At 58.2% G+C, this 21,789-nt stretch carries 19 protein-coding genes; 4 read left to right on the top strand and 15 right to left on the bottom strand.

What is annotated here, in order from left to right:
- Positions 1 to 76: 76 nt before the first annotated feature.
- The 10 genes from FIU89_RS21065 to FIU89_RS21025 form a co-directional block, all read right to left on the bottom strand.
- The gene (locus FIU89_RS21065) at positions 77 to 1,099 is read right to left on the bottom strand and encodes a radical SAM protein (protein ID WP_152494656.1); all 1,023 of its coding nucleotides are present in this window, start codon (positions 1,097 to 1,099) and stop codon (positions 77 to 79) included.
- An 11-nt stretch (positions 1,100 to 1,110) separates the two neighbouring features.
- Complete coding sequence (locus FIU89_RS21060; RefSeq protein ID WP_254701910.1) at positions 1,111 to 1,605, bottom strand: DUF4186 family protein; 495 nt, start codon at positions 1,603 to 1,605, stop codon at positions 1,111 to 1,113.
- Between the two features lie 92 nt (positions 1,606 to 1,697).
- Positions 1,698 to 3,161 carry a helix-turn-helix transcriptional regulator gene (locus FIU89_RS21055; RefSeq protein WP_152494654.1) on the bottom strand — a complete coding sequence of 488 codons (1,464 nt, stop codon included), beginning with the start codon at positions 3,159 to 3,161 and terminating at the stop codon, positions 1,698 to 1,700.
- Positions 3,158 to 3,589 carry a hypothetical protein gene (locus tag FIU89_RS21050; RefSeq protein ID WP_216647099.1) on the bottom strand — a complete coding sequence of 144 codons (432 nt, stop codon included), beginning with the start codon at positions 3,587 to 3,589 and terminating at the stop codon, positions 3,158 to 3,160. The genes FIU89_RS21055 and FIU89_RS21050 overlap by 4 nt, the downstream gene beginning before the upstream one ends.
- Before the next feature lie 430 nt (positions 3,590 to 4,019).
- Entirely contained in the window at positions 4,020 to 4,691 is a 672-nt protein-coding gene (locus tag FIU89_RS21045; protein WP_254701907.1) for an IS110 family transposase, read from the bottom strand.
- Between the two features lie 177 nt (positions 4,692 to 4,868).
- Positions 4,869 to 5,051, bottom strand: coding sequence for a hypothetical protein (locus tag FIU89_RS22685; RefSeq protein ID WP_254701906.1), 183 nt, complete (start codon positions 5,049 to 5,051; stop codon positions 4,869 to 4,871).
- Positions 5,052 to 5,170: 119 nt separating this feature from the next.
- Entirely contained in the window at positions 5,171 to 7,177 is a 2,007-nt protein-coding gene (locus FIU89_RS21040; RefSeq protein WP_152494652.1) for a type IV secretory system conjugative DNA transfer family protein, read from the bottom strand.
- Between the two features lie 8 nt (positions 7,178 to 7,185).
- Positions 7,186 to 9,519, bottom strand: coding sequence for a relaxase/mobilization nuclease domain-containing protein (locus tag FIU89_RS21035; RefSeq protein WP_152494651.1), 2,334 nt, complete (start codon positions 9,517 to 9,519; stop codon positions 7,186 to 7,188).
- On the bottom strand, positions 9,506 to 10,099 hold the full coding sequence (locus FIU89_RS21030; RefSeq protein ID WP_152494650.1) for a helix-turn-helix domain-containing protein: 594 nt from the start codon (positions 10,097 to 10,099) through the stop codon (positions 9,506 to 9,508). The genes FIU89_RS21035 and FIU89_RS21030 overlap by 14 nt, the downstream gene beginning before the upstream one ends.
- Positions 10,100 to 10,613: 514 nt before the next feature.
- Positions 10,614 to 10,820: a hypothetical protein gene (locus FIU89_RS21025; protein WP_152494649.1), complete on the bottom strand. Its 207-nt coding sequence runs from the start codon at positions 10,818 to 10,820 to the stop codon at positions 10,614 to 10,616.
- A 710-nt stretch (positions 10,821 to 11,530) separates the two neighbouring features.
- Between FIU89_RS21025 and FIU89_RS21020 the strand changes: the two genes are divergently transcribed.
- Both FIU89_RS21020 and FIU89_RS21015 read left to right on the top strand, forming a co-directional pair.
- A complete protein-coding gene (locus tag FIU89_RS21020; RefSeq protein WP_152494648.1) occupies positions 11,531 to 11,776 on the top strand; it encodes a type II toxin-antitoxin system ParD family antitoxin in 246 nt (81 codons plus the stop codon).
- Positions 11,763 to 12,083: a type II toxin-antitoxin system RelE/ParE family toxin gene (locus FIU89_RS21015; protein ID WP_152494647.1), complete on the top strand. Its 321-nt coding sequence runs from the start codon at positions 11,763 to 11,765 to the stop codon at positions 12,081 to 12,083. Before FIU89_RS21020 ends, FIU89_RS21015 begins: the two co-directional genes overlap by 14 nt.
- Positions 12,084 to 12,104: 21 nt before the next feature.
- Here the strand turns inward: FIU89_RS21015 and FIU89_RS21010 are convergent, their stop codons facing one another.
- A complete protein-coding gene (locus FIU89_RS21010) occupies positions 12,105 to 13,121 on the bottom strand; it encodes a GSU2403 family nucleotidyltransferase fold protein (RefSeq protein ID WP_254701904.1) in 1,017 nt (338 codons plus the stop codon).
- A 129-nt stretch (positions 13,122 to 13,250) separates the two neighbouring features.
- Complete coding sequence (locus FIU89_RS21005) at positions 13,251 to 14,180, bottom strand: DUF2493 domain-containing protein (protein WP_152494645.1); 930 nt, start codon at positions 14,178 to 14,180, stop codon at positions 13,251 to 13,253.
- Between the two features lie 595 nt (positions 14,181 to 14,775).
- Here FIU89_RS21005 and FIU89_RS21000 point away from each other — a divergent pair.
- Together FIU89_RS21000 and FIU89_RS20995 are read left to right on the top strand one after the other, a co-directional pair.
- Positions 14,776 to 16,413 (top strand): ATP-binding protein, encoded by a 1,638-nt coding sequence (locus FIU89_RS21000; protein ID WP_216647098.1) that lies wholly within the window; start codon positions 14,776 to 14,778, stop codon positions 16,411 to 16,413.
- A gap of 255 nt (positions 16,414 to 16,668) precedes the next feature.
- Positions 16,669 to 17,457 carry a hypothetical protein gene (locus tag FIU89_RS20995; RefSeq protein WP_152494643.1) on the top strand — a complete coding sequence of 263 codons (789 nt, stop codon included), beginning with the start codon at positions 16,669 to 16,671 and terminating at the stop codon, positions 17,455 to 17,457.
- A gap of 274 nt (positions 17,458 to 17,731) precedes the next feature.
- Here the strand turns inward: FIU89_RS20995 and FIU89_RS20990 are convergent, their stop codons facing one another.
- The 3 genes from FIU89_RS20990 to FIU89_RS20980 form a co-directional block, all read right to left on the bottom strand.
- Complete coding sequence (locus tag FIU89_RS20990; protein WP_152494642.1) at positions 17,732 to 19,009, bottom strand: TAXI family TRAP transporter solute-binding subunit; 1,278 nt, start codon at positions 19,007 to 19,009, stop codon at positions 17,732 to 17,734.
- A gap of 699 nt (positions 19,010 to 19,708) precedes the next feature.
- Positions 19,709 to 20,536 (bottom strand): YdiY family protein, encoded by an 828-nt coding sequence (locus tag FIU89_RS20985; RefSeq protein WP_152494641.1) that lies wholly within the window; start codon positions 20,534 to 20,536, stop codon positions 19,709 to 19,711.
- Between the two features lie 123 nt (positions 20,537 to 20,659).
- Entirely contained in the window at positions 20,660 to 21,670 is a 1,011-nt protein-coding gene (locus FIU89_RS20980) for a LysR family transcriptional regulator (RefSeq protein WP_368373311.1), read from the bottom strand.
- Between the last annotated feature and the right edge of the window lie 119 nt (positions 21,671 to 21,789).

Genomic DNA, 21,789 nt, shown 5'->3' with positions numbered 1-21,789 from the left:
ACGCCCGCCGATAGCGACTTTAGAAGCCAGAACTCTACCCTGCTTTCGAACGACCAGAGATCGATCGGCGCGTGTTTCATACCTGAGACCTCCGCAAGCTCACGTCCGTGATTGGCCGTTGACGATCTTCGAGTGAGAACCTTTTTTCGATTTCCACGTTCCAGTGCTGGATTGCCACTTCTTGTATAGCAAGGCTGGCATCAAACTCGTCATTCATTCTCGGCTCCACTGGACCGTAGACGCCAATCTGCAGTGGGATTATGCGAAGGGGGAGGAATTCATGAATGGTCTGCAAACGGTCGAAGAAGGCGCTCATCCGAGAATCGATGTTGTCAGACGTTGGGTCGGTAAGCGTGATGTAGCCATAGACGTCGAGATCGAGGTCCAGCAGCCTATCCATTACTTGTAACTGGAACTCAAAGCCGCTTGGCTCTGCATTTGTGTTAAACGCAAATGACCTTTCATCGATACCTTTGAAGCAGCAAACCCGACCGTAATTCTTGTAAGACTGCATTCGCTCCAGCTGCGACTTCGACAGCTTAGTCATAAGCCAGTCAGTGCTGAGATTGTCGTCCGACCATAGAAACGTCTGATGATCGAGTCCTCTGGCCTCCAGCTCTTCCATCATCCAAACTGGCCATTCTGGGACCAAATCCGGCGACCCACCTGATAGATCGATGACTCTCGGACACCCATCTGCCTCATTCTCGAAGAGGTCTACTAGCTCCGATATCGTGAACCACTTCGACTTTTTTGGGTTGGCGCTCAGTAGTGGATAAGGAACGAAACAGTACCAGCATCGCCAAGGGCAAGCCGCGTTTTGATAGACTTGTGCTTCCATGGCAGTCTGGCCGTCCGGGAGCCCTAGAGCCTTCGCCGCCGGCAGGATTGGCAGTGGGTTGGACGGCCAGCTCGGAGCCGTTGAGGTTTTGAAGTGACGAACTCGACCGAAGCCTTCACAATTCGTCGGAACGCTTAGGTCAGCTTCTTGGTCGGAGCCGCTTAGCTTGGAAAGCAGCACACGCCGTTCAGATGCGCTGACCGATTTATTGCGCAGATGCTCTGCCTGTTGCTCCGTATTGATAACGCCTCTGAGCATCTCTCGACCCCCTACCCCATAATCTTTGACCGGATCGGGGGAACACGCTGTGGCCCGTCTTCAACGTCGTCCAGGCGCTCTCGAAGATACATCTCAATTAGGTCCGCGCAGTAGTCTACCTCCTCATCAGTCAAATCGTGGCCTTTGGAGATGTCATGCCAGTAGTTGAGGCAGGTTCGGCAGCATGTGGCGGTTGCGTGCTGTGCATAGAAGATTGGATTGTCTTCGAACGGTGTTTGCCGCCCATCACGCGGGTTCCCTGCCTTCGCCACGTACTTTCTGATCCTACTTTCGACTGCTTCTCGAAGCTTCAACCAACCCTTTCGCTTGGCGTAGTTCTTTGCACGCTGATCAATCTCAACGTGAAAGAAATGATGCCTAATTTTTTCATTTCGAAGCGCCTCGAAAGTGAATTCAGCATCTTCGATTGATCTTTTATGCAGCCGCGGCCAGTCGATAAGCTTGGCACCGCAAGACCGACAACTTCCACGCTCCTTACGCCCCATCTGTCGCGTCGTCTTGAAACAGTGAAGACCGTTATCGCAATCGCTATCCGTGCAGCTAATCTTGAGTGGTTTGAGTTCGACCAAGGGTTTCATCAATAATTCCTCTCAAGAGCTCGTTGCAAAATTGAACCATCGACGTCGTCTAGGCCATCAAAGGAAAACCGTTCGCAAAACACATCCCTCGCGACCATCCAAGGATCCCCGCCACCTCGCTGGAGGTTCGCCGCAGCTCCCCACCAGTTGATCCCTTGCATCTGAAGGCGAAATGCTAGGTAATTTGCGAGCAATCCAACGTCCACGCCCCTCTCCTCGGCCAAGCGCGCAACAACGGACTTGACCCTTTTGATGTCGCCGCGGCTTCTATCCACGACAATTGCCGTGAGCTCTTCCGCCTGGCCCGAGAGACCAACCTCGCCAGCGAATTGACTTGCTCTTACCTCTTCATCGGAGCTACGGCGCTCCTCGGAAGTTTCGGCAGCCTCCAAAATCACGAAGTCAGTTTCTTCGGGTCGTTGAGATGCGTGGTAAAGCTCATGCAGTAAGTCGAATATCCATCGACTTACATGTGGAGTCTTTTGTTTCATTACAATGACATTTCTGCCTGATATTCTCCAACATGCTCCGTGAAATTGCCCCCCGTCTCGCAATGGCACCACTGGGATACCCAAATCCCAAGAGAAGTTTAGCAAGTCTCGGAAACCAAACTCTTCATAGTTTTCGTGGAACAGTCTCAGAAATTCTTCCGGCTCATCAGGTACCGCTGGGCCTTCAATTACCGGCGTCGCATTCAACACAAGTCGGGCCAGATAATTGGCATATGTCGCATAAAGAGCTGTTTGATCAGCGTCTCGCTTTGCTGGCATTTTGAACCTTGCTTGCGCTCCAGCTATTGCTGGCACACTCAAGGGATGCGCCGAGAAAAGCTGGTCTTTGGCCCAACCATAGACTCTCGAAACCGCTTCTATCGAGCGGTCAACAACTGTTGGTGCCTCTTGCGGCGACCCATCGGAAAGAGCGCTAAACCTGCTTTCATCCGCTGAGCTCAGAAGTTTAGATCTTAGGAAAGCTGCGTCCAAGCCTACCTGAGATAGCTTCTGCAAAACTCCTTCGAAACCATCAGGTTGGTACGGGACCAGTATTTCGTTTCTAAGTTCAATATTGAGTGCTTCTGTTACTTGAATAATTCTGGCTAGACTTGCACTCGAGTACTTATCCGATTCATAGCGTTGGATCTGCTGAGGTTTGAGTCCCATCCTCTCCGCGAGTTCACGCTGAGAAAGTCCGGAAGCAATCCTTGCTGCAATCAAGCCCTCGGCTAGGTCTTCAATCCGCTCCACCGTAATAACGGGAGCTTGCATTGACTGCAGCTCCTCATATGCTCGGATTTCTTCTTCAAGGTCGACCAGTTGGCTATTCAAGCCACTAAGCTCGGCCTCAATAAAGGTCGGGTGTATGCCGGCCTTCTCTCTCTCTGCGACATCAAAGCCATCAATCGCAGCCTTAAACTTCTCGGCATTTGCTCGAGTAATTTTGTATTGGCGCTCATTGGTGATCATTTGATGCTCCCTAGGTCTAGAGACAGTATTCCTTTGGCGTTTCCACTTCTGTCGGATTGAAAAAAGTCACGAAAAAGTACACCGGGTGCGGCGACCGCGCTCTCTAGGAACAACTCTCCGCCGTACTTAGCTTTCATTGCCGCGCGTCCGGATGGCGAAAAATCGAGCAGCACCGGATCTACAAGGTAAGGGTTCATGCCAACTGGGCTCCAAGCGCCATCATAGTCGTTTGGTAGGTCCTTCTCAGACACGAAACTTCCATCCAAAAGCAACAACGTGCAGCCTGCTCCCCCGAGGTTAAGGGCGGCACTCTTGAGGCCGCCAACCAAGCGCGTTCGGTGCTGATTGACCGAACATAGAGCGACCAGTTCATCCCAGGTCACAATATGGACGCCGGGAGCAAGGTAGCCTGTGGACGAATCGTACACTAAAGTCATGACGCAACAAATATGTTGTGTTGAAATCTCGGTCAAGCGAAATCAGAACAATTTGCGAACACTGAATCAGTGATGGGCCTATGCAGGTCCATACAACGGTAGCGCCGTTGCTGAATGTCAGCTATCGCTGGTCTTGCCAGGCGCAAACGCTCACGCAGCGAAGGTCAGCTTCGCTAATTGGGTGTCTGGGTCAAGCTCGTTTCCTTTCGTTTTTCCGCTTTGGATCGCTTATCCGGGTCACGCTTCTCTTCGCAGTCTGGTTTGACGTTCGAAAGGCGCCGCTGCATGCATGTGTCCGATTGGTTGTGGAGAGCCCTGCTTCCCGGCGCGCTTCACATTGCGCAGCAGACATTTTCGTCTTCATCCACAGACCTCGTCCGGATTGGACGATCCCGTCAGGTTAGGTGTTCGGCTATTCAGGTCATGCCGTTCCTCCCACCTGTTCCTGACGGAATTCCGTGCCATCAACCCACATCCGGTGAAGAAGCACAGCGAGCTTACGTGCGACAGCAAAAACAGCGCGCCGTCGCCCCTTTGTGCGCATCAATCGCATTCCCCATGACTTGATCTGAGATTTAGCCATCGTACGCATAAGCAGAGCATTTGCGGCGGCGTAGAGAGTGGCTCGTACATCTTGATCGCCCGCTTTTGAGATGCGGCCTGGATTATCGTGCTCGCCCGACTGGTATCGCCTTGGCGCGAGGCCAAAGTGCGCAGCCACCGTGCAAGAACGTTTGAAACGGTTTGGGTCATCGACCGCCGCCTTGAATGTCAACGCAGCGATCGGGCCGACGCCAGGCACGGTCATCATCCGCATGCAAACTTCATCTTGCGACGCTGCGCGCTTCGCCCTGCGATCCAGTTCAAGATAGTTCTGGAAAAGCACAGCGCGCGCATCCAGCAGTGGAATGACCGCATGTGCGAGCACCTCGTCCAACTCGATCATTGGGCGGACAAGGGCGTCGAAGCTGCCATGTTTGACCGTTCTTGGCAGACGCACGCCAAATATCTTCAATAAGCCGCGAACCTCGTTGGCCAGATCAATAGTCTTCTTGAGCAATGCCTTTCTGGTGCTCAGCAACGCGCGCGCCATGCGCCTCGCGGCTCTTCATGTGCACGGGACTGAACCACCCCGTACGCAGTATATGTGCAATGCCTTTCGCATCCGTTTTGTCGGTTTTTTTCCGCATCGCTGATAGCGCCGCACTGACCTGCCGAGCTTCCATACAAACGATGTCGAACCCTTTTCTTGCAAACCAAAGAAAAGGTGCTAGCTGAACGCTCCAGCCTCGAAGCCGACACGCGCGATTGGATGTCCAAAACCATCCAGGCAATCTGCAATGTCGTCGACCTCGCAGTGCAGTTCCCGCTCCAAGCAGACCTTGCCACGTGCATCAACAATGCAGACCGCGCAAGATCGCAGCGAAATATCCGAACAAACAAAATAGTCCATTCTCTGTCTCCCATTCTCACAGCATTGCTGTGATCTTATCGGGAGCTCGACCTCAGAGCAGGGTCAGCCCAATTACGCATGCTTCCCGCCTCCCCAACATATAAACCATGCACGCCACCCTATCGAGCAACCCTCTTTTCGCCATCCCCTTTTCGCAGCATCGCTTCCATGTCGTCCAAGCCACCAACGGCAGAGCGCATCTGCGCCTCATCATCCACGCCCACTGTCTCGGCATCCGCAACCTGGTCCCCAAAATCCAACTCCATCTGTCGCTGTTCCTGGGCGATCACAGCTTGAACGACAGGCACGGTCTTCTTTGGGGCGACGTCGATTTGCCCTAACGTTTGACTGCCCGGAACTTGTCTTGCGCTCTCCACAACCGCGTCAGTTTCAGGTCCATGCCCTCCACTCGCAGGCGGTGTCATCGGCATCGCTTGAACACTCAGCGGCAGCGTGCCTTGCGCTCCCCCTCCCCCCGGCTCCGGAAACGGCAACTCCCCTGTCTGCGCCGCATGGATCGCCTTGAACAGCCGGTCGTCAAAATATTGGATCCGCTTTGCACGGACCGGCATTTGCGCATCGATCACCATGACGATCTCGTCGAGCGGCAGGCGGCGCGCCTCATCTTCAGGCAGCAAGGAGCTTTCTTCGGTCCGTGTGGATTGGCTGCGCCCTTCAAAGGGGTTCTTGCCGATTGATTGAGATCGCGTGACGACAGTCTTGGTGGTCTTGCCGACCGCCTTGCTCAGCTCCTCGACGGTTTTTTCATCTGACGGTGTCAGGTAGAGCTTCACCCCCGCGTTGCCCTGCAGGGCACGGCGGGTATTCTCGCCATAGATTTCATCGAGGGCGGGGATCGTCTGGGTGACCACGGCTAGGTGGCCGCGATAGGTCCGTAAGGTCTCGATGCTCTCGACCACGATGGGCATTTTGCCCAGGCGATTGAACTCATCGAGCATGATCATCACCGGCCAAGGCTCATCCGGCCCGGGGTCCTTTTCTTGCATGGCAGAGAGGAGATCAGAGAAGAAGAGACGGATCAACGGCGCGAGGGGCTTCACCATCAGCGGCTGGACCACGAGATAGACCGAGAAGGGCTTCTTGCGGATCGTCCGGAAATCAAAATCCGAGACCGCCGTCGCATCATCAATAGCCGGGTTCTGCCATTGGTCGAGCCCCGAGGTCATCAGGAGCGAGACATAGGAGGTCAGCGTGTCGTTATTGGTCGAAGCGAGCCGCGTGAAGATCAGTTTGGCCGCCCTGTTGTCGACCTCGTGACCCCGCGCGAAATACTCTTTCTGCTTGTTCCCGCCCGAGGCTGCGATGCGGTAGATCTCGCCCAAGGTGGGGCGCTTGCGCTGGAAGGCCAACAGGCCAGCCGCCACGAAGAGATCGATCCCGCCTTTGAGCAGGCCCTGCACCCGGTCGTTGTCACTTTGCAGGAAGAGCGTCGCCAGGAGCTGCAATTCCATCTGCTGGCGCGCGGGGTCTTTCAGTTGATAGATGCGCAGGAGCGGGTTGTAGCGATGCGTGCGCTTGCCCTCCCAATCGGTAGGGGCAAAGCGATAGACCTTGTCGCCTTGGGCCGCGCGGTGCCGGGCCGTGGCCTCGAAACACTCGCCCTTCACATCGAGCGTCACGGCGGAGCCTTGCCAGGTCAGCAGGTTCGGAATGACAAAGCCCGTGGTCTTGCCGCGGCCCGTGGGCGCCACGATCAGCGCATGGGGGAAAACTTTCGAGCAAATGTATTTCGCGCGGGACCTCGGAGAGCCGAGCTTGCCGAGGATAAATCCGGTGCCGGGTGCGCCAAAAAACCCATTGGCCTTCATCTCGCGCGCAGACTGCCAATGGGTCTGGCCAAAGCGTGTGAGGGCCGATCCCGAAAGAGCGAGGCTCAGCATCAGGCCGGCAGCGGCGAAGCTGCCGATGATCAGGTGAATAAGTTGCGCGTCCTCCGGGCGGCGATCGAGGATCGCCATATAGTTCTGCGCGATATAGGCAAAGTCGATCTCGGCCCCGAAGCCAAGGTCCTGGTAGGTCAGCACCGCCGAGGCGATGGTATAGCCCATGGCGGCGGTCACCAGTGTGACGAGAAGCACCCCGGTGGCGATCCGCGCTTTTCCCATGGCAGCGCTCAATGGACCTGACCCCGCTCGGTCTTGCCATCCACGTCCGTCGCGCGGTGTTTTTCATACTCAGCATCGGCCAGTTCATCGACCACCTGGCGCAAGGCCTCCGTATTGGCCGTCGCTGCATCAGATTGCAGGTAGACTTTGGCGACATAGAGCCGGTCGAGGCGGTCCTCGAGAACCTTGTCCAGCGCATCGGCATCGCCGGATGTGAGGCGCTCGAGTTGGCGAACGTCCAGCACCCGCGCGATCTCGCCGCGGAAAGCGTCCCGCTCCGCCTCGGTCTCGAAGGGCGCGGACAACTCCCCCGCCCGCTCATGGTCCAGGACACGCGCAATCTCGTCTGCGAGGCGGTCGGTTCGGTCAGACTGCATCGCAGTTTCATCGCGGGTCGCGAGGGTTTCGTCGCGCGTGCCAGACCCGAGCCCGTCGCGCAACTCCTTGTCGCGGCGGACCTGATTGATGGCTTCCGTGTCCCGGATCTCGACGACGGCCGCGTAGGTCGCGCCAAGCCCGCGGGCGAGGTGGGACGGCATGTCCGGATAGCGCGCGCGCAAGTCATCTGCGACAGCATCCGCAACGGGCGTGCGGAGGTCGCGTACCTCCATGACCCCTTCGACCTCGCGGGTGATTTCGCTGGCGCGAGCTGCATCGGTGATGGTCTCCCTGTAGGGCTGGGACCTGTCGAACACATCGCCCGGGCGTGCGAGCAGGTCCGGATGTGCCTCGAGATATGCGCGCTGCTCCGTCTCGATCCGGCGCTCCGCCCGCGAGACAACCTCCCAGTCCCGGTCCTCGATTTGCTGCGCGGTCAAACCCTCGGCGCGCATCTCCTGACGGATGGTCCCTTCCATCGCCTGCACTGCACCCTCGTGATAATGGAACCGCTCGCTGACCGCGTTCTCCTCCACGATGCCATCCCGGCGCAGCACGTTCTCCCGTTCCAGCAGCGTGCCGAGCGCGACATGCACATCGTTGAGAATGTCGCGCGCTTGTTCCAGATCGGCGCGGCGTTCGAGGTTCAGGTCCCGCGCCTCGGCCACTTTGGCAAGATCGTTGGCGATCCATTGGTGCTCGAGTGCTGCGTTTGACGCCCCGGTTTCGATCCGGGCCACCACTTCCGATGTGCTGATCCCGGTACCCCGCAGGGCCGCGTCAATGCGCGCCCGCAAGTCCGGCTCGGCAAGACGTTCTAGCTGTTTGGTGTCGATATTGGCCTCAGAATAGATCCCGCCCTCCGAGGGGGTCTCTGACAGCGTGGATGATCGCAAACCGAGAGGCTGCATGTGCTGGACCTGCGTCTGGATCTCGATGAGGCGTTTTTCCAACGCGGGACGTTCCGCGTCAGACTTCTCGGCGATCATGCCCTGCACCCGCGTGAGCTTCTCCGCATAGAGGCTTCTCAGGTCCTCGAAACTCTGATCCTCGGCCATATACACATCTCCTGTTCTATGCACCTGCCCGCCGCGCGCCAGCACCTCGCCCGCGCGGAAGAGGGCAGCGGCGATGTCTTCCCGCGCCTCGCGTGAAGCCTCCGCAGCAAGCGAATGGTAGACGGTTCTTGTGTTGGCGATCTCCGCCAGCGTCCGGGTCAGGTCGGTCCCCACACGTTCCCGCTCGCGGGGCGCGCGGCCCTCTTCCTTCGCCGCATAGACTTCGCGGGTAGGGGCGGGGTAATGCACAACCCCGCGATCGACCCGCCGCGTGGCTTCGAGGCGCACGCCATACTTCTCGGCCTCCTCGACCATGGCGAGACGGAAGTCGTCATAGTTGAAGCGGTGGTTGCGCCCCAGAAAGAAGAATTCGCCTTCCTGCGAGCGGCGGTTCAGCACCAGATGCGCATGGGGGTGATCGCGGTCCTCGTGCACCGCGATGATGTAGTCGAAATGCCTCGCGTCACTCTGGAAGAACCGCTCGGCCACATCCGTCGCGATGTCGCGCACATCCTCCCCGCGCGTTCCGATGGGGAAGGACATGAGCATATGGGTGGTCTGGCCCAGCTTGGGTTTGAAGCCCGCACCCCACCGCTTGGCAAAGCGCTCGGTCAGGTCCTTGATGTCACCCGCCTCGAGCTTCGCCTTTCCATCCAGAAATCCGCTCGAGTCCACGATATGGGTGGACTTGGTAGTGAGGTACTCGAGCTGGTTTGTGAGCTGTGATTTGGTATGCGTACCGCCGCCCCGGATCGCCTTGAAGACCGCTGGCCGATGCCCTGCCGCCGCGCGCACAAGCTGGCTCTGCTTGGCGACATTCAGCCCCTGCATCGAGCCCCGGATCCGGCTCCAGCCGTCCCGAAAGACCTCGCCGGTGACCGCGTCAACCGCATCATTCAGCCGCATGGGCAAACTCCCTCAGCGCGGCCGTGGCCTCGAGCTGCATCGCGTCGCGACGGCGGCGCAGGAGCAGATCGATCTCATCAGCGGAATCCAGGATGAACCGCGCCAGCCCGCGCATCTGCGCGAGGCGCAGTTCGGAGAACTCGGCACTCGTGCCCCCCACGGCCCCCTGCCCCATTCGATTGGCCCGCGTCATCTGCTTGGCGATCTGTGCGACACCATTGCCAACCTGGTTCAGAGAAGTGCGGTAGCGCGCCATCTCTGCTGCCATCTGCGCGTCCGGAACGAACACCCCGCCTGCCGCCTGAATGAGCCGCCGCAGCCCCTCGGCCCGGCTCTCGATCCCCGCCTTCGCCAACACCTCGTCGAGCGCCTCAAGCTCCGCAGCCGTGACCTTCACACTGACCGCCGAGACCGGGATAGCGGCATCCATCTGACGCTCGGCATCGGCTTTCAGGACGTAGCGCACGGCCCGCGAAGTGACTCCAAAGCGCCCAGCCAGCTCAGACGTCGACGCACCCTCCGCGGCCTCGCGAACGATCTGCATCTTCTCGATCTCTGTCAGGCGCTTCGTTCGAGACATGCGGAAGAAAGGCCCCCTATTTCCTGCCACCTTCCACCAAGGCTGCCCCTACATTACAATAATATACCTAGCTGTCAATTATATACTTACGTTGCATTCAGGCTCAGGCAGCCTTGGTGTCCGCTTCCCCCGCGGCCCGCAGGGGCGCGGAGCTGCCCCCTCACCATCAAGAACCCCACCTGTCCAATGGGTCCCCTTCCCCAGCACCGCCCGAGGTCTGGCCGAACACGCATGTGTTCGGACGGAACCGCGGGCGGGCGCAACCCCACCGACAGGGCGGACAGGCAGGGTCGAGGAGGGCCAGATTTGGTCACCAAATCTCTGCCGCAAAAACCGGGAGGCCCTGGCCGATAGGTTTTTGCGGATGGCCCCCTTGAGGCTGACTGGCCGGTCTGTCGCGGCCTGATCGTTCCGGGGGGAGTGGGTCCCTTGATCGCGCAGCGACCGGCATCCCTGGAACAGGGATCGGGCCGCCCCAAGATCGTCCTGGGGCGGCCCATCCTCGTCAGAGGATTTAACCCTGAGGGTCCTTTGCGCTCGGCGGGAACATCACCAGTTCCGAGACCGCGACCGGGAAGTCGAGCTTGAGGCTGAAGAACTCCGAGCCATCCCCGTTGCGGGTGTTGCGGAACATCGCGCCCACGCGTTGGAAGCGGGTGCGCTCCTGGCCATCGGTATCGGTGAACTTGACGGGGACGGTGGCGACGTAGTGGTTGGTCATTTGGGTTACTCCTTGTTGCGATGGGGATCACCCGGCACGGGGGCAAGAGGCCCGGTCGCAAGCGCAAATGCGGAGGGTCCGCGGCTCCGCCGTGGAAGCCGTATTTGTGCTTGCCGGAGCGTCAGCTGAGGGCACGATTGGGCCGACCCCGTGCGATCCACATCTATGAGCAAAAAGGAGTGATCCGGATGACCCTTGCCGTCACGCCGTCGCCACCATCCGCGTCCGCGTCCCGCCGATCCTGGCCGGGGTGCTGACGGAGCCCACCCGCGTGGGTGCCATGTTCCGAAACATCACGAAGGTCGTGCTGGTCTTCAACCTCAAGCGAAACGTCGCCACAGCCCGCGTCTTGAACTGTCGAGGATACCCACGAGGCGCGCTTAGCCACCTGTTAGACCCGATGCTAATGGGCCGCACGCTGACGGACCGATGGAAAGGGAATAACGGTCCTGGCGGCGGCAGATTGCTGAGCCCGCGTAGACGAGCGCGCCTACGCCTCGAGACACACGACGAAAAGGCCGCGCCAAACGTAACTCCCGGCGTGCCTTCTGGTCACGGACGACATTGCCGGGATGGTCCATCACCCGATGGTCCCGGCAATGCGGCGCGCGGGCAAAGGTCAAAGCGGCCGGGAGAATGGCAAGTTTTGTCATATTTATTGACAAAATATGGCATTTAATGATATGTCTGAATTAAGAAGGAGGATTACTATGGCCACCATGAATGTTTCTCTCCCCGATCCGATGAAGACCTGGGTTGAAGCACGCTTGAAAGATGGCAGCTTCAGCAATACGAGCGATTATGTGCGCCACCTTATCCGCCGCGACCAAGAGCGCGCTCAAGCGATCGAAGCTTTGCAGCAAGCCATCGATGAAGGTCTCAAGAGCGGCGACCCCGAGCCGTTCGACTTCAAGACGTTCAAGGCGCGGATGCGGGAGAAACATGCCCGCAAGTAATCCCATCGCCTATCGGCTGACGCCAACAGCCCAACGCGATCTGGAAGACATCTGGATTTACACGGCGCAGACGTGGTCAATGGCTCAGGCCGACAGATATACCGACATCATGGAAGATACCTTCGATCGTTTGCTCTTCATGCCGGAGATGGCCCGTGAACGCGCAGAATTCGATCCACCTGTTCGCATCCATCCCATCGCTGAGCATCTGATCATCTATCAGGTCGAGCGAGATCAGTTGGTTATCTTAAGAGTGCTGGGAGCAGGGCAGGATTGGCACGCGATCCTCAGAGCAGCGGATCAGTAGCTGGCCGCCTCGCCCTCGCCATCACGCGCTTAGGCTCTCGAGAATCGTCTGCGTCCCCGGCATCCGCTTCAGTGAGTTGCCAATATGCTCCCGCCAGCGCGGTCCGACCTCCATGGCAGTGGCATAGGCCCGAGCCAAATCATCGGGACGGTCCTCGGCCATCGCCTTGATCAGAAAGGCCGCCTGCTCCCTGTCCTTCGCAGATTTGATGCTGCCCGCCCCGTCCCGCCGCCGATCCGCAATGATCAATTTGTGGATCGCGTATCTCTCCGGGCGTGGCACCTGGACCAGAACGCCCGACCGGTAGAGCGCCGCCGTATGTATCGGTTCGGCGATCAGGAAATTGAGGTAGTTCAGCGCCTGCGCTCCCAGGCCCAGAGCTGGCAAGTCTCGGACGCTCTCATCCCCGAAGGCCGGGGTCAGGAACTCGACCAGCTGGCCACTGCCGCCCTGTGCCCATCGCCAGGTCCGCCCCTTGTCGAGCCCGGGAACCGGATCGAACTTCAGCGCTGAGAACGTCTCGGCGAGCCCCGGATCGACCTGATCCTGCAGGGCCACGCTGAGCTTTTCGAACTGCGCGATGTCAATGTCGCCGGTATTGTTCATGCCGCCCAGGGGAAGGCGAATGCCAAGCTCACCTTCATAGAGCCGGAACGCGTTTATCCCGACGATGGTGCCGACAAACCGGAATGTCCCCGCTGCGGCCATGGCTGACAGGATGGAACCGGTCGCCCGGTCGATGGGCGTCATGCCTTCGGCGCGCAAGAGCCGAACCAGCCGCGACCGTTCCGCCTGCCGCGCCTTGGCCGCCATGCGCTGCTCTTCGATCCGGTCGATGCGCGCGCGCGTCTGGTCGCTGTCTTCGCCGATATAGATGAACCGCATCTCGGTTCCGACGCGTCGCGCGGCGTACCAATAGGCCTTGTCACCGCGTTCCTTGAGCGTGGGCTTGCCCTCCACACCGGACAAGGCGTCATCCGTCAGAAGACGCACCAAGTCGGTATAGGCGCTCATCGCGATGCTGCTGAGTGGGGTCATGCCAATCATTTCCAAGTTTTGCTTGGCACGTATATACCTATCAGAAAATATTGCTTTGCAAAGCAATTTGGGGCACCGCCACGCGCATGAGTAACAACGAAAGGGCCGCCCGAAGGCGACCCTCTCAATTCACGTCTCCGCAGTCTTCTTCGCCGGGTCCGCAACCCGCATGACCGTCAGGCCTTTCGCTTCCGCCTTCTGCCCGAGGTTCAGAGCGACCCCGTTGCCACCGAAGAGCACAACCCCCGTTGCCGCGAACTTGTCGTCCAGCATCTCGTCGTTGCACTTGAACGGTGCCGCCCGTCCGTGCGCGGACCAGCGCGGATCGAAGCGCGCCTGCGCTATCCCGCGTGCCCGGGCCCACCGAGCCGCGATCATCTCGGCCCCGTGCTTGCCACCCTTGTGGCAGACGAAGATCTCCTGATTGCGGTTCTGCCTGATCCGCTCGCGAACCTTGTCGAGCGTGTTGAAGATCACATCGACATCGGTCCAGTCGGTGGCGCCTGAGACGATCAGGGGGACCCCCTCGACCTTCGATTTCTCGGCGGTTTCGCGATCATGCTGCTCCAGGAGCTGCCGCGCCTCGAAGACAGCACCCGTCTCTTGCGCCCGGACGCTTGCGCGCGACCCGGCTGCCGGGATGAAGGCGTGACCGGTCTCGATTTCGTAGCATTCCGCCGCCGCCTCGCTCATCACCTCGATGGCGCTGACAATCTCGCGCAGCTGCAGAAAGCGCGCCTGCGCTTCTTCGAGCGCGGTCTCGGCGATCTCCGATCCGTCGTGGGATTTTGCCAGCGCGCCGATCTTGTCGGCAGTGCGGTCAACCTCCTTGCCGAGTGCCACCTTGCGGCGCTGCAGGATCGTGGCGAGCCCATGGGCCAGCGGTTCGATTTCTGCCTCAAGGCCAGTATTGCGCAATTGACCAAGCAGAGCCTCGAAGCTTTCGCGGATGATGTGGTCGGTCAGGATGTGATCTTCCGGGATCGGCAGCTTTGCGTCCTTCTCAATCAGCCCGAAAAGTTCGATGGTCTCGTAGGTGTTTGCGGTGTCGTAAGCCATGTCTGGTCTCCAGTGTTCGGTTGAGGAGCCACCACGTGAGTGTGGTGGCATGGCCGAATGCCTGGTTTCCGAATCTGCCCGGGTCAGGGACGGCGCAGCCGCCGGCTTGCCGGGCGCAAAAGTTTTCTGCGCGCAACACCTGACACATGCGCGCCCTCACGCACGAAACCGCCCCGGGCCACAGGCCCTGCCCTCGCCGAAAAGTTTTGCGATCCTTGACGCGGGCTGATTTGGGGGCCATCCGGAGGATATGCTTCCGCACTCATGTGTGTGTGTTTTGACGGTAGGTTTGCCCGACACGAGCAGGCAAACGGCCCGACCGGACGCGGGAGACGGATGAAGCGGCGGGATCGTTTTGCCCCGCAAAACAGACCAGAGCGCAATCCGGCGGAGCGGCAGGGGAGGGACGTGCTCGCGAGGCGGGCAAACCGGGATGCCAAGCGCAACGCCGCGGTGAGGCCGCATGGCCGAATGCGCGACGGACCGAAGGGCCGTTCTACTCCTGCGACGTCGGTCACCTTATTGTAGCCGATTGGAAGATTATCGCCGAGCGCAGTCCAGACACACGTCAATTTGAACTTTACTGTTTCCTTGAGTGAATGACGCTCCAACTAGTCAAAAAAATGTGCGAGGGACCATGTCGGATTACGGTACATCAGACCCGTCACAAGAGTGGAGCGAGTTTCTGGGGCGTCATGACGACGCCTTGCGTCAATTGTTCACGGTGTCGCTCGATCCAGACCTCGACATGGACGAGAAAATCTCCCGGCTGTTAAAGTTGGGCTGTTACGTTCTGAACTTGCCTCTTGGAATCGTCAGCCGCATCGATGGTTCCGTCTACCGCGTCCACCATGTCACAGGGCCTGACTGGGCGCCGGACCCTGGAGCCGAATTCAACGTATCCGAGACATACTGCACGCACACGCTGGTTGCGGACGATGTCAGTTACTTTCACCATGCAGGTGAGTCCGAGATCGCCGACCACCCCTGCTATCTGAACTTTGGTTTGGAAAGTTATATTGGCGTACCATTGCGCGTGGGCACAACGCGTATCGGAACCTTGAATTTCTCCGGCCCGGACGAGCGCAAACCCTTCCGCGCAATGGAAACGGAACTGGTACGCCTGTTTGGACGGTGGCTTGGGCAGGAGTTACTCAAATCCGAACGCGCACGGGAGCTTGCCGAAAAAACTATGCTGCTGAATGCGATCATCGAGGCTGTACCTGACGCGATCATCGCTGCGGACGACGACAGGCGGATCCGGATGATCAATTCATCCGGAGAAATGCTCTTCGGCTTCGGCAAAGGCAATCTCATCGGTCAAAGCACGTCTGTTCTTTATCCCAGCGTGGATGCGTATGAACACCAGGGTGAGCGCATTTATAGCAAGGCCCGGGAAAAAGCTGTGAACCGGTTTGAGATGGATCTCCGGCGAAAGGACGGATCGACGTTTCCCGGCGAAGTGTTCATGGCGCCGCTCCGAAGCGAGATGGAGACCCGGTTGGGCATTGTGGGCGTCGTTCGCGATATCACCCAAGAGAAATCGCTTCGCATGGCAAAGGATGAGCTGATTTCAACGGTGTCTCACGAACTCCGCACCCCTATCACTTCGGTCAGTGGCGCCGTGAAGCTGCTTGCCCTGGAACGAGATAGGCTTTCTGAGAACATGCAGAAAGTCCTGGATACGGCAGCCCGGAACTCCGACCTCTTGAGTCACCTGGTCGAAGATATTCTCGATTTTGAACGGCTGAGCTCCGCTGGCTTTGTCGCCGATCAGAAGACTGTCGAACTGCCCTCCGTCGTAGAGCAAGCGGTAGATGACATCGGGCCATACGCGACCCAGCATGATGTGCAAGTCTCCCTGATTCCTCCGGAAGGGCAGCCGCAGTCGATCAAGGGCGACAAGCTTCGGCTGCTCCAAGTCTTGAGCAACTTGTTGTCCAACGCCATCAAGGCATCCTTGCCTGGCGGTAAAGTGGAAGCTGGGATAATCACGAATGGCGACGGTTTCTGGGTGCGCGACTACGGACACGGAATACCTCTAGCCTTGCAAAAGCGTCTGTTTGAACGGTTCACCCGCGCGCCAGAAAGCTACACGACATCCGTAAAAGGGACTGGCCTCGGCATGAGCATCGTTAAGGCCATTGTCGACCATCATGGGGGACGGATTGAGTTCGAAACAGAGGAGGGAAAAGGCACGACCTTCGTGGTCTCGCTCGATCCTCAAGCGTAATACACCAAAAATCCAGGCGACCCTCTTTCGGCCAGGCTTACGTGATGCCAGGGTTGTGGCGCGCGTGACGGACAAAATCGCCACAAAGTTATTGCTCGCTGCTCTCGTCCTGGCCCGGATCCCCAGTGCCCACGAAAGGCCGTCAAGTGCTCAACAGCTTTCAGCATCTCTAGAAGCGTCGGCGGCATCCGTGCAAAGGCCGTTGTTATAAGCTTGTGTCCTGACTAGGGTTTTTCTTCACGCTGAGGATTCTACATGAGGCAAGAAATAATGTACGATGTGCCGACCATCTGGATCGTAATCGCCCTTTTGGGCGGCATGTTTTTGACGATGTACCTGGGTCGCAGGCTGGGAAAGAGCCGCCCTCCGCGCGATGACGGGGAAACGGGTCAAGTGACCGCAACCCAGGCGTCCCTTCTCGGGATTCTCGGCCTGCTCTTGGGGTTTACCTTTAGCGTGGCGCTCGGCCGGCATGATGCGCGCTCGGCAGCGGTCGTGGCCGAAGCGAACGCTATAGGGACTGCCTGGCTGCGCACGGATTATCTTGAGGATGCAGACTTGGTGAAACCGGCGTTGCTGGCCTACGCTGCCGAACGTGTCGCGGCCTCGACTGTCCCGGTCACCGAAAAGGAAAAGCGGGATAACCTCATCGCGTCTGCCGAAGAGGCCTTCGCAAACCTGTGGGCCATCGCGTCCGAAATCACCAGGGAAAACTCTTCTCCCGCAACAGTGGCGTTTTCGAATTCGCTGAACGACGTAATCGATGAGTTGTCCGCAAGGGACGCCGCAATAGATCGGCACGTTCCTGAAATCGTATTGATCATGCTATATGCAACATTCCTTTTGTCCGGCGGCCTCCTCGGATACGCCTCGGGTGCGGGGCGCACAAGAATCACAGCCACCGCACTGATGATGCCTGTTCTCATTGTCGCTCTTGTTTTCGTGATCATCGATCTGGATCGGCCCCGACGTGGTTTGATTACCGTGGACCAATCGCCGATGAATGCCGTTCTGGACGCAATGCGAAAAGGCGGGCAAACATAAAGCGATGGCGCAATCCGTTGACCGGGAGCGGCCATCCTAACTCCCGGGTGAGTCCAGGCGAACGCGCGATTGCGCATGACGGACGCGGCAATAGGCATGTCCTTCACCACAACTGATTGATTTTGCGGACATCGCCCTCGTAAAGCGAGCAACAACGCCGAAACAGAATTGTCGATCTCGCGGTTGCAATCCGCGGCCTTCAAGGCTGCGGACCGGGTGGCGGTGAATGCTCCGAGCCAACGCTCGAGCGACATCGTGTTGCGCTCGCAGTCGGTTACGACCTCTCGTCAGGTTTGGCACTATGCTGCTTATCGTCGATGCGCGAGCGTACGAGGTCGACGTGCAGACGTGCAGTGTATGCAAGGTGGCGGTAAGCGATCGGCAAGCGCAGCTTGGCCAGTTCCACATCTATGGTTTCCAGCCGATTCCGCAAGATTGAGAGTCGTGAGCTGTCGGCGGTCTCTGGCACAGCGCTGTCTATCTCGCGGATCTCGCGGTAATGACGGAAGACTTGGGACCGCATCCGCCACCGATACAATCCAGGCAACGAACGTATTAGCGGAAACAGCAGTAACACGATCGGCAGGGCAAGCAATGCAATGCGGTTGACTTGCGCAGCGACCCAATACGGCAGGTACGATGCAAGCAGGCTTGGTCCGTCGGCAATGAGGTCGTACGCATTCACATTAATCGGCATCGTGATCCCGGAGGTGGCGGGAAACGCGCCCTCGGAGGAAATCTGGTCACGATCACCGTGAATCTCGCGGGCCGCCATCACCAATCGATTGACGAGTGCGGGATGGAGATCTCTGTGGCTCACGAGGCGTGCAACCATTGCCATCAGGTCGGTAGAGCGTTGCGGCAGTACCGGACGCAGTGAAATTGCGCCGGCATGGAGCGTGACGATCTCCGCATGATCCATGCTGCGTGCCAGCGCCTCGAGATGCCGCAGTCGCACCAGACGCGTATCCGGATCTTCCAATAGCGGCTGGAGATACGGGGCTGCGAGCGGCGCCACAAACAGCGCCAGATCGACTCTGCCTGCACGCAATGCCGTGACTGCCTCCGCCCCGCCAACGGGCAATAGTGTCACTTCATCTGGTGCGACACCGCTCGCTGATAGCAAAACACGAGCGGCAGCGCGCGTGCCCGATCCCTCCGGCCCGACGGCAAGCCTCAGGTCCGCCCAATCACCCGGATTCGCCGAAACTTCGGTGGCAGACTGCCCAAACACGAAGAGCGGCTCGTAGAACATTGCTCCAAGCGCTTCGACCTCACCCTTTGCAAAGACACCGCCCTGAAGAAGCGCCACATCGGCCTCACCCGATGTCAGCCTATCCACGTTCTCGACGGACCCGGCGGTATCGAGTACCCGCACCTCTATACCGTCGCGCGCTAGGATTTTTGCATAACGCGTCGCAATCGCATGGTATCCTCCGCCAACTTCGCCTGCAGCAAAGGTCAAGGATCGAGGCGGAACAAGATCGCGTCCAATCCACCAGATGACTGATACCGCGGCGAGCGAAAGGATGAGAACAAATGCGTGGCGCATCACGTGACTATGTCCGATGAGGCAGTGGTTGCGAAGGTGGCAAACTCGCGCGGATGGAAGATGGCGCTTCGATCCCACAACGAAGTAGTGATCAGGCGGGGACGAGGGCTAGGAATCACTCGTGGAAATACCGCAGCTAACGAGGGGAAATTTCGACTGAGGACCAATTTAGCCTTGCAACGTATGTTCAAAACGGAATTTCCGGCACGCCGCGACCCGAGATCATGCCCAAATCGGCGCACGTCCGCAGAGTCATAAAATAGCACCGCCGAATGTGCGCTTCATCAATTTCACGGATTTCGCACCACGGCAGAACGACCGTATGATCTATCTTTCCGCAGCCTGAATACGATGACAGGTCCTCGCTCAGGTCATCCAGGAGGTCCAAGCGAACGAGCAAAAGAGTGCCGCGCATCCAAGGCAGCGTTGGAATGGAAAGAATGCGTTGGAAACACTTGCTCTGCTGACGGGCAGAAGGCTGCAATCAAAACTTGAGGCCCTGCGGTCGCTCCGACCAAGCGATGCCCATAGACGGCACCGGTATGGTGCGTAGTCAGAACCTCTACATAGCCACAGTCGCTTTCCGAAGGCCTTTTCCAATCGGGCATTTTTCGCACCTCAATTTATTGCACATGAATAAGAAAGGGGGGACAGATTTCTCCGTCCCCCATCCATTTGCTTGAGGGATAACAAGCAGTCTTAGAAGCCGTAGACGAGCGACGCGCCGAACTTGTTGTCGAAGTCGTCGAAGCCAGGTGCCGGATCACTGTCCCACTCGGTGCGATAGGAAATCCGGGTGGACAATTTGTTGGTCACCTTGAAGTTCACACCAAAGTCGTTGGTGATAAGGGTGTTCTCTTCGGAGAAAAGCACGTCCGTATCGTTGGTCAGCGAAACCGTGTCGGTGAACTTGTAGAAGTAACGCGACGAGGCGATGCCGGCGACTTCGTGATCATCATTGCCGAACTGGTCTTCGGTGTAGCGATAGCCAGGTCCGCCTTGCAAACGCCAGGTCATGTTCTCCTGGTTGATCACCCGGACGCCGGGTCCCGCACCGAGGAAGGCGTCCCACTTCAGCGTGTCGAAGTTGTCGTAGTTCGCCGAACCGAGGCCGAAGATGTAGAAGCTGTCCGTCAGGTAGCGGTTCGCTTCATAGGTCGCGAAAACCTCTTCCTTGTTGGTGACATTGTTGTCTTCCGCCCATTCCACGGCAAAGCCGAACGAGTGGTTCCACGGGCCGCTGCCATACCGTAGACGACCGGCGACATCGAGGTCGGCAGTGTCGGTGTTGCCAGAGGTCGCCGAAAATCCAAGTGCGAAGCTACCGCTCCAGCCTTGTGCGAACTGGTTCGTTCCGTAGCGGCTCGCGTCATCGCCTTCGGCGAGGTCGTCTTGCACATCGTCTTCGATGTCTTCGATGCGATCATCCAGGTCTTCGATACCGACAATGCCGCTTTGTGCGAAGGCAGGTGCCGCCAAGACGAGAGCCAGAGCCGACATCGAGGCCAGTTTGCTTACATTATTCATGGGTCTTTCCTTTCCCAAAAGGTGACCCGTTCGGTTCATTCAGAACGGGAGCATCTCTGCTGGGATAGGAATTAGAAAGCGGTCATCGTAGAGTAAAATTCATTTTATTAACGTATAAAACGACTATTTGTTATATTTGAGGATCTCAGCCTCGCCTAGCACACCAATGTCTTGATTCTCACTGATTTCTTGCAGTTGTCGGATCACTCGGGATTGATCGGCATCCGTGTTGGCGACGACTGCGGCAAGCGCGGAACGTGATATTTCTGCAACTTCCGGGTCAACGTCTTCGCGCCAGACGACCCAGGCCGGAAACGGAAAGCGCGGTGCGTCCGGCACAAGGTGCAACTCGCCAGAATCGAGAAAGCGCTTGATGTAGCGCGCGGGCAGGTAAGCCGCGTAGTTTCGGGACCGAATGTACTCGGCGGTCAGGGCACCGAGGGAAAACGTCAGCCCTGGGTTTGTCAGTTCCGGCAACGCAATCGCGTGGGCCTGAACAAACTCAGGCCCCCAATCGGTGAATGCATAGCGCCCTTTCAGATCATTCAATTGGGGATCTTTCCAGGACGCCACGAGCACCAGGTCTTCATCCATCATTTTGGTTGCGATGAGACCGGGGCGTATCTGCGGAGAATAGACGAGTACGGCCTGCACAACGCCCTCTATGAGAAAGCGCGTCAGCCGGTCCGGCATGCCAAGTTCTGCCCTGATGCTCAGATCCGGCATGGCTGTGCGCAGTTGATCGATCCACCGGAACCCCAACCGGGGCCAGAGCGAGTATTGCGCCCCAATTGTCAGACTTTTCCGAAAACCTTCCGGTATGGCAATTTGCTGACGCGCTTCTTCCCAAATCTTGATCAGACTGAGTGCATAGCTTTCGAACTCGCGACCGGCTGGCGTGAGTTCAGCGCCTGCTTTCGAGCGGGTGAACAGAGGCCGACCCAAGCTTTCCTCCAATCGCTGCACCCTGAGCGAAACGGCAGACTGGGTTACAAAGAGGCGGTCCGAGGCTTGAACGAAAGATCCCGTCGCAGCCACCTCCAGAAAAGTTTTGATAAGGGCAATATCCATCGGTGGAACATGAGAAACCCTTGCCTCAAATTCAATCTGAATATGCTTCAGGAAAGCGGCCATCAAAGCTATCGAGCCGAGTTACGGCAAGACCACCGAACAAATAGCGTTCTACGCAGATAAAGATCTTTGATCTCGTTGCAGTATGGGATGAGGTTGTGCCGCACGACAAGCTTGCGGCA

The organism is Roseovarius sp. THAF27, from assembly GCF_009363655.1.
Taxonomy (GTDB): domain Bacteria; phylum Pseudomonadota; class Alphaproteobacteria; order Rhodobacterales; family Rhodobacteraceae; genus Roseovarius.
The sequence above is the reverse complement of the archived record's forward strand: the minus strand, read 5'-3'. Positions and strand labels throughout refer to the sequence as shown.

Excerpts from the sequence above, each read along its gene's own strand:
- FIU89_RS20985 (WP_152494641.1), bottom strand. The coding sequence starts at position 20,536 with ATGAATAATGTAAGCAAACTGGCCTCGATGTCGGCTCTGGCTCTCGTC.
- FIU89_RS20995 (WP_152494643.1), top strand. The coding sequence starts at position 16,669 with ATGAGGCAAGAAATAATGTACGATGTGCCGACCATCTGGATCGTAATC.
- FIU89_RS20980 (WP_368373311.1), bottom strand. The coding sequence starts at position 21,670 with ATGGCCGCTTTCCTGAAGCATATTCAGATTGAATTTGAGGCAAGGGTT.
- FIU89_RS21025 (WP_152494649.1), bottom strand. The coding sequence starts at position 10,820 with ATGACCAACCACTACGTCGCCACCGTCCCCGTCAAGTTCACCGATACC.
- FIU89_RS21045 (WP_254701907.1), bottom strand. The coding sequence starts at position 4,691 with ATGGCGCGCGCGTTGCTGAGCACCAGAAAGGCATTGCTCAAGAAGACT.
- FIU89_RS20990 (WP_152494642.1), bottom strand. The coding sequence starts at position 19,009 with ATGCGCCACGCATTTGTTCTCATCCTTTCGCTCGCCGCGGTATCAGTC.
- FIU89_RS21065 (WP_152494656.1), bottom strand. The coding sequence starts at position 1,099 with ATGCTCAGAGGCGTTATCAATACGGAGCAACAGGCAGAGCATCTGCGC.
- FIU89_RS21005 (WP_152494645.1), bottom strand. The coding sequence starts at position 14,180 with ATGGCTTACGACACCGCAAACACCTACGAGACCATCGAACTTTTCGGG.
- FIU89_RS21060 (WP_254701910.1), bottom strand. The coding sequence starts at position 1,605 with ATGGGGCGTAAGGAGCGTGGAAGTTGTCGGTCTTGCGGTGCCAAGCTT.
- FIU89_RS21010 (WP_254701904.1), bottom strand. The coding sequence starts at position 13,121 with ATGACCCCACTCAGCAGCATCGCGATGAGCGCCTATACCGACTTGGTG.
- FIU89_RS21020 (WP_152494648.1), top strand. The coding sequence starts at position 11,531 with ATGGCCACCATGAATGTTTCTCTCCCCGATCCGATGAAGACCTGGGTT.
- FIU89_RS21015 (WP_152494647.1), top strand. The coding sequence starts at position 11,763 with ATGCCCGCAAGTAATCCCATCGCCTATCGGCTGACGCCAACAGCCCAA.
- FIU89_RS22685 (WP_254701906.1), bottom strand. The coding sequence starts at position 5,051 with ATGGACTATTTTGTTTGTTCGGATATTTCGCTGCGATCTTGCGCGGTC.
- FIU89_RS21030 (WP_152494650.1), bottom strand. The coding sequence starts at position 10,099 with ATGTCTCGAACGAAGCGCCTGACAGAGATCGAGAAGATGCAGATCGTT.
- FIU89_RS21055 (WP_152494654.1), bottom strand. The coding sequence starts at position 3,161 with ATGATCACCAATGAGCGCCAATACAAAATTACTCGAGCAAATGCCGAG.
- FIU89_RS21040 (WP_152494652.1), bottom strand. The coding sequence starts at position 7,177 with ATGGGAAAAGCGCGGATCGCCACCGGGGTGCTTCTCGTCACACTGGTG.
- FIU89_RS21035 (WP_152494651.1), bottom strand. The coding sequence starts at position 9,519 with ATGCGGCTGAATGATGCGGTTGACGCGGTCACCGGCGAGGTCTTTCGG.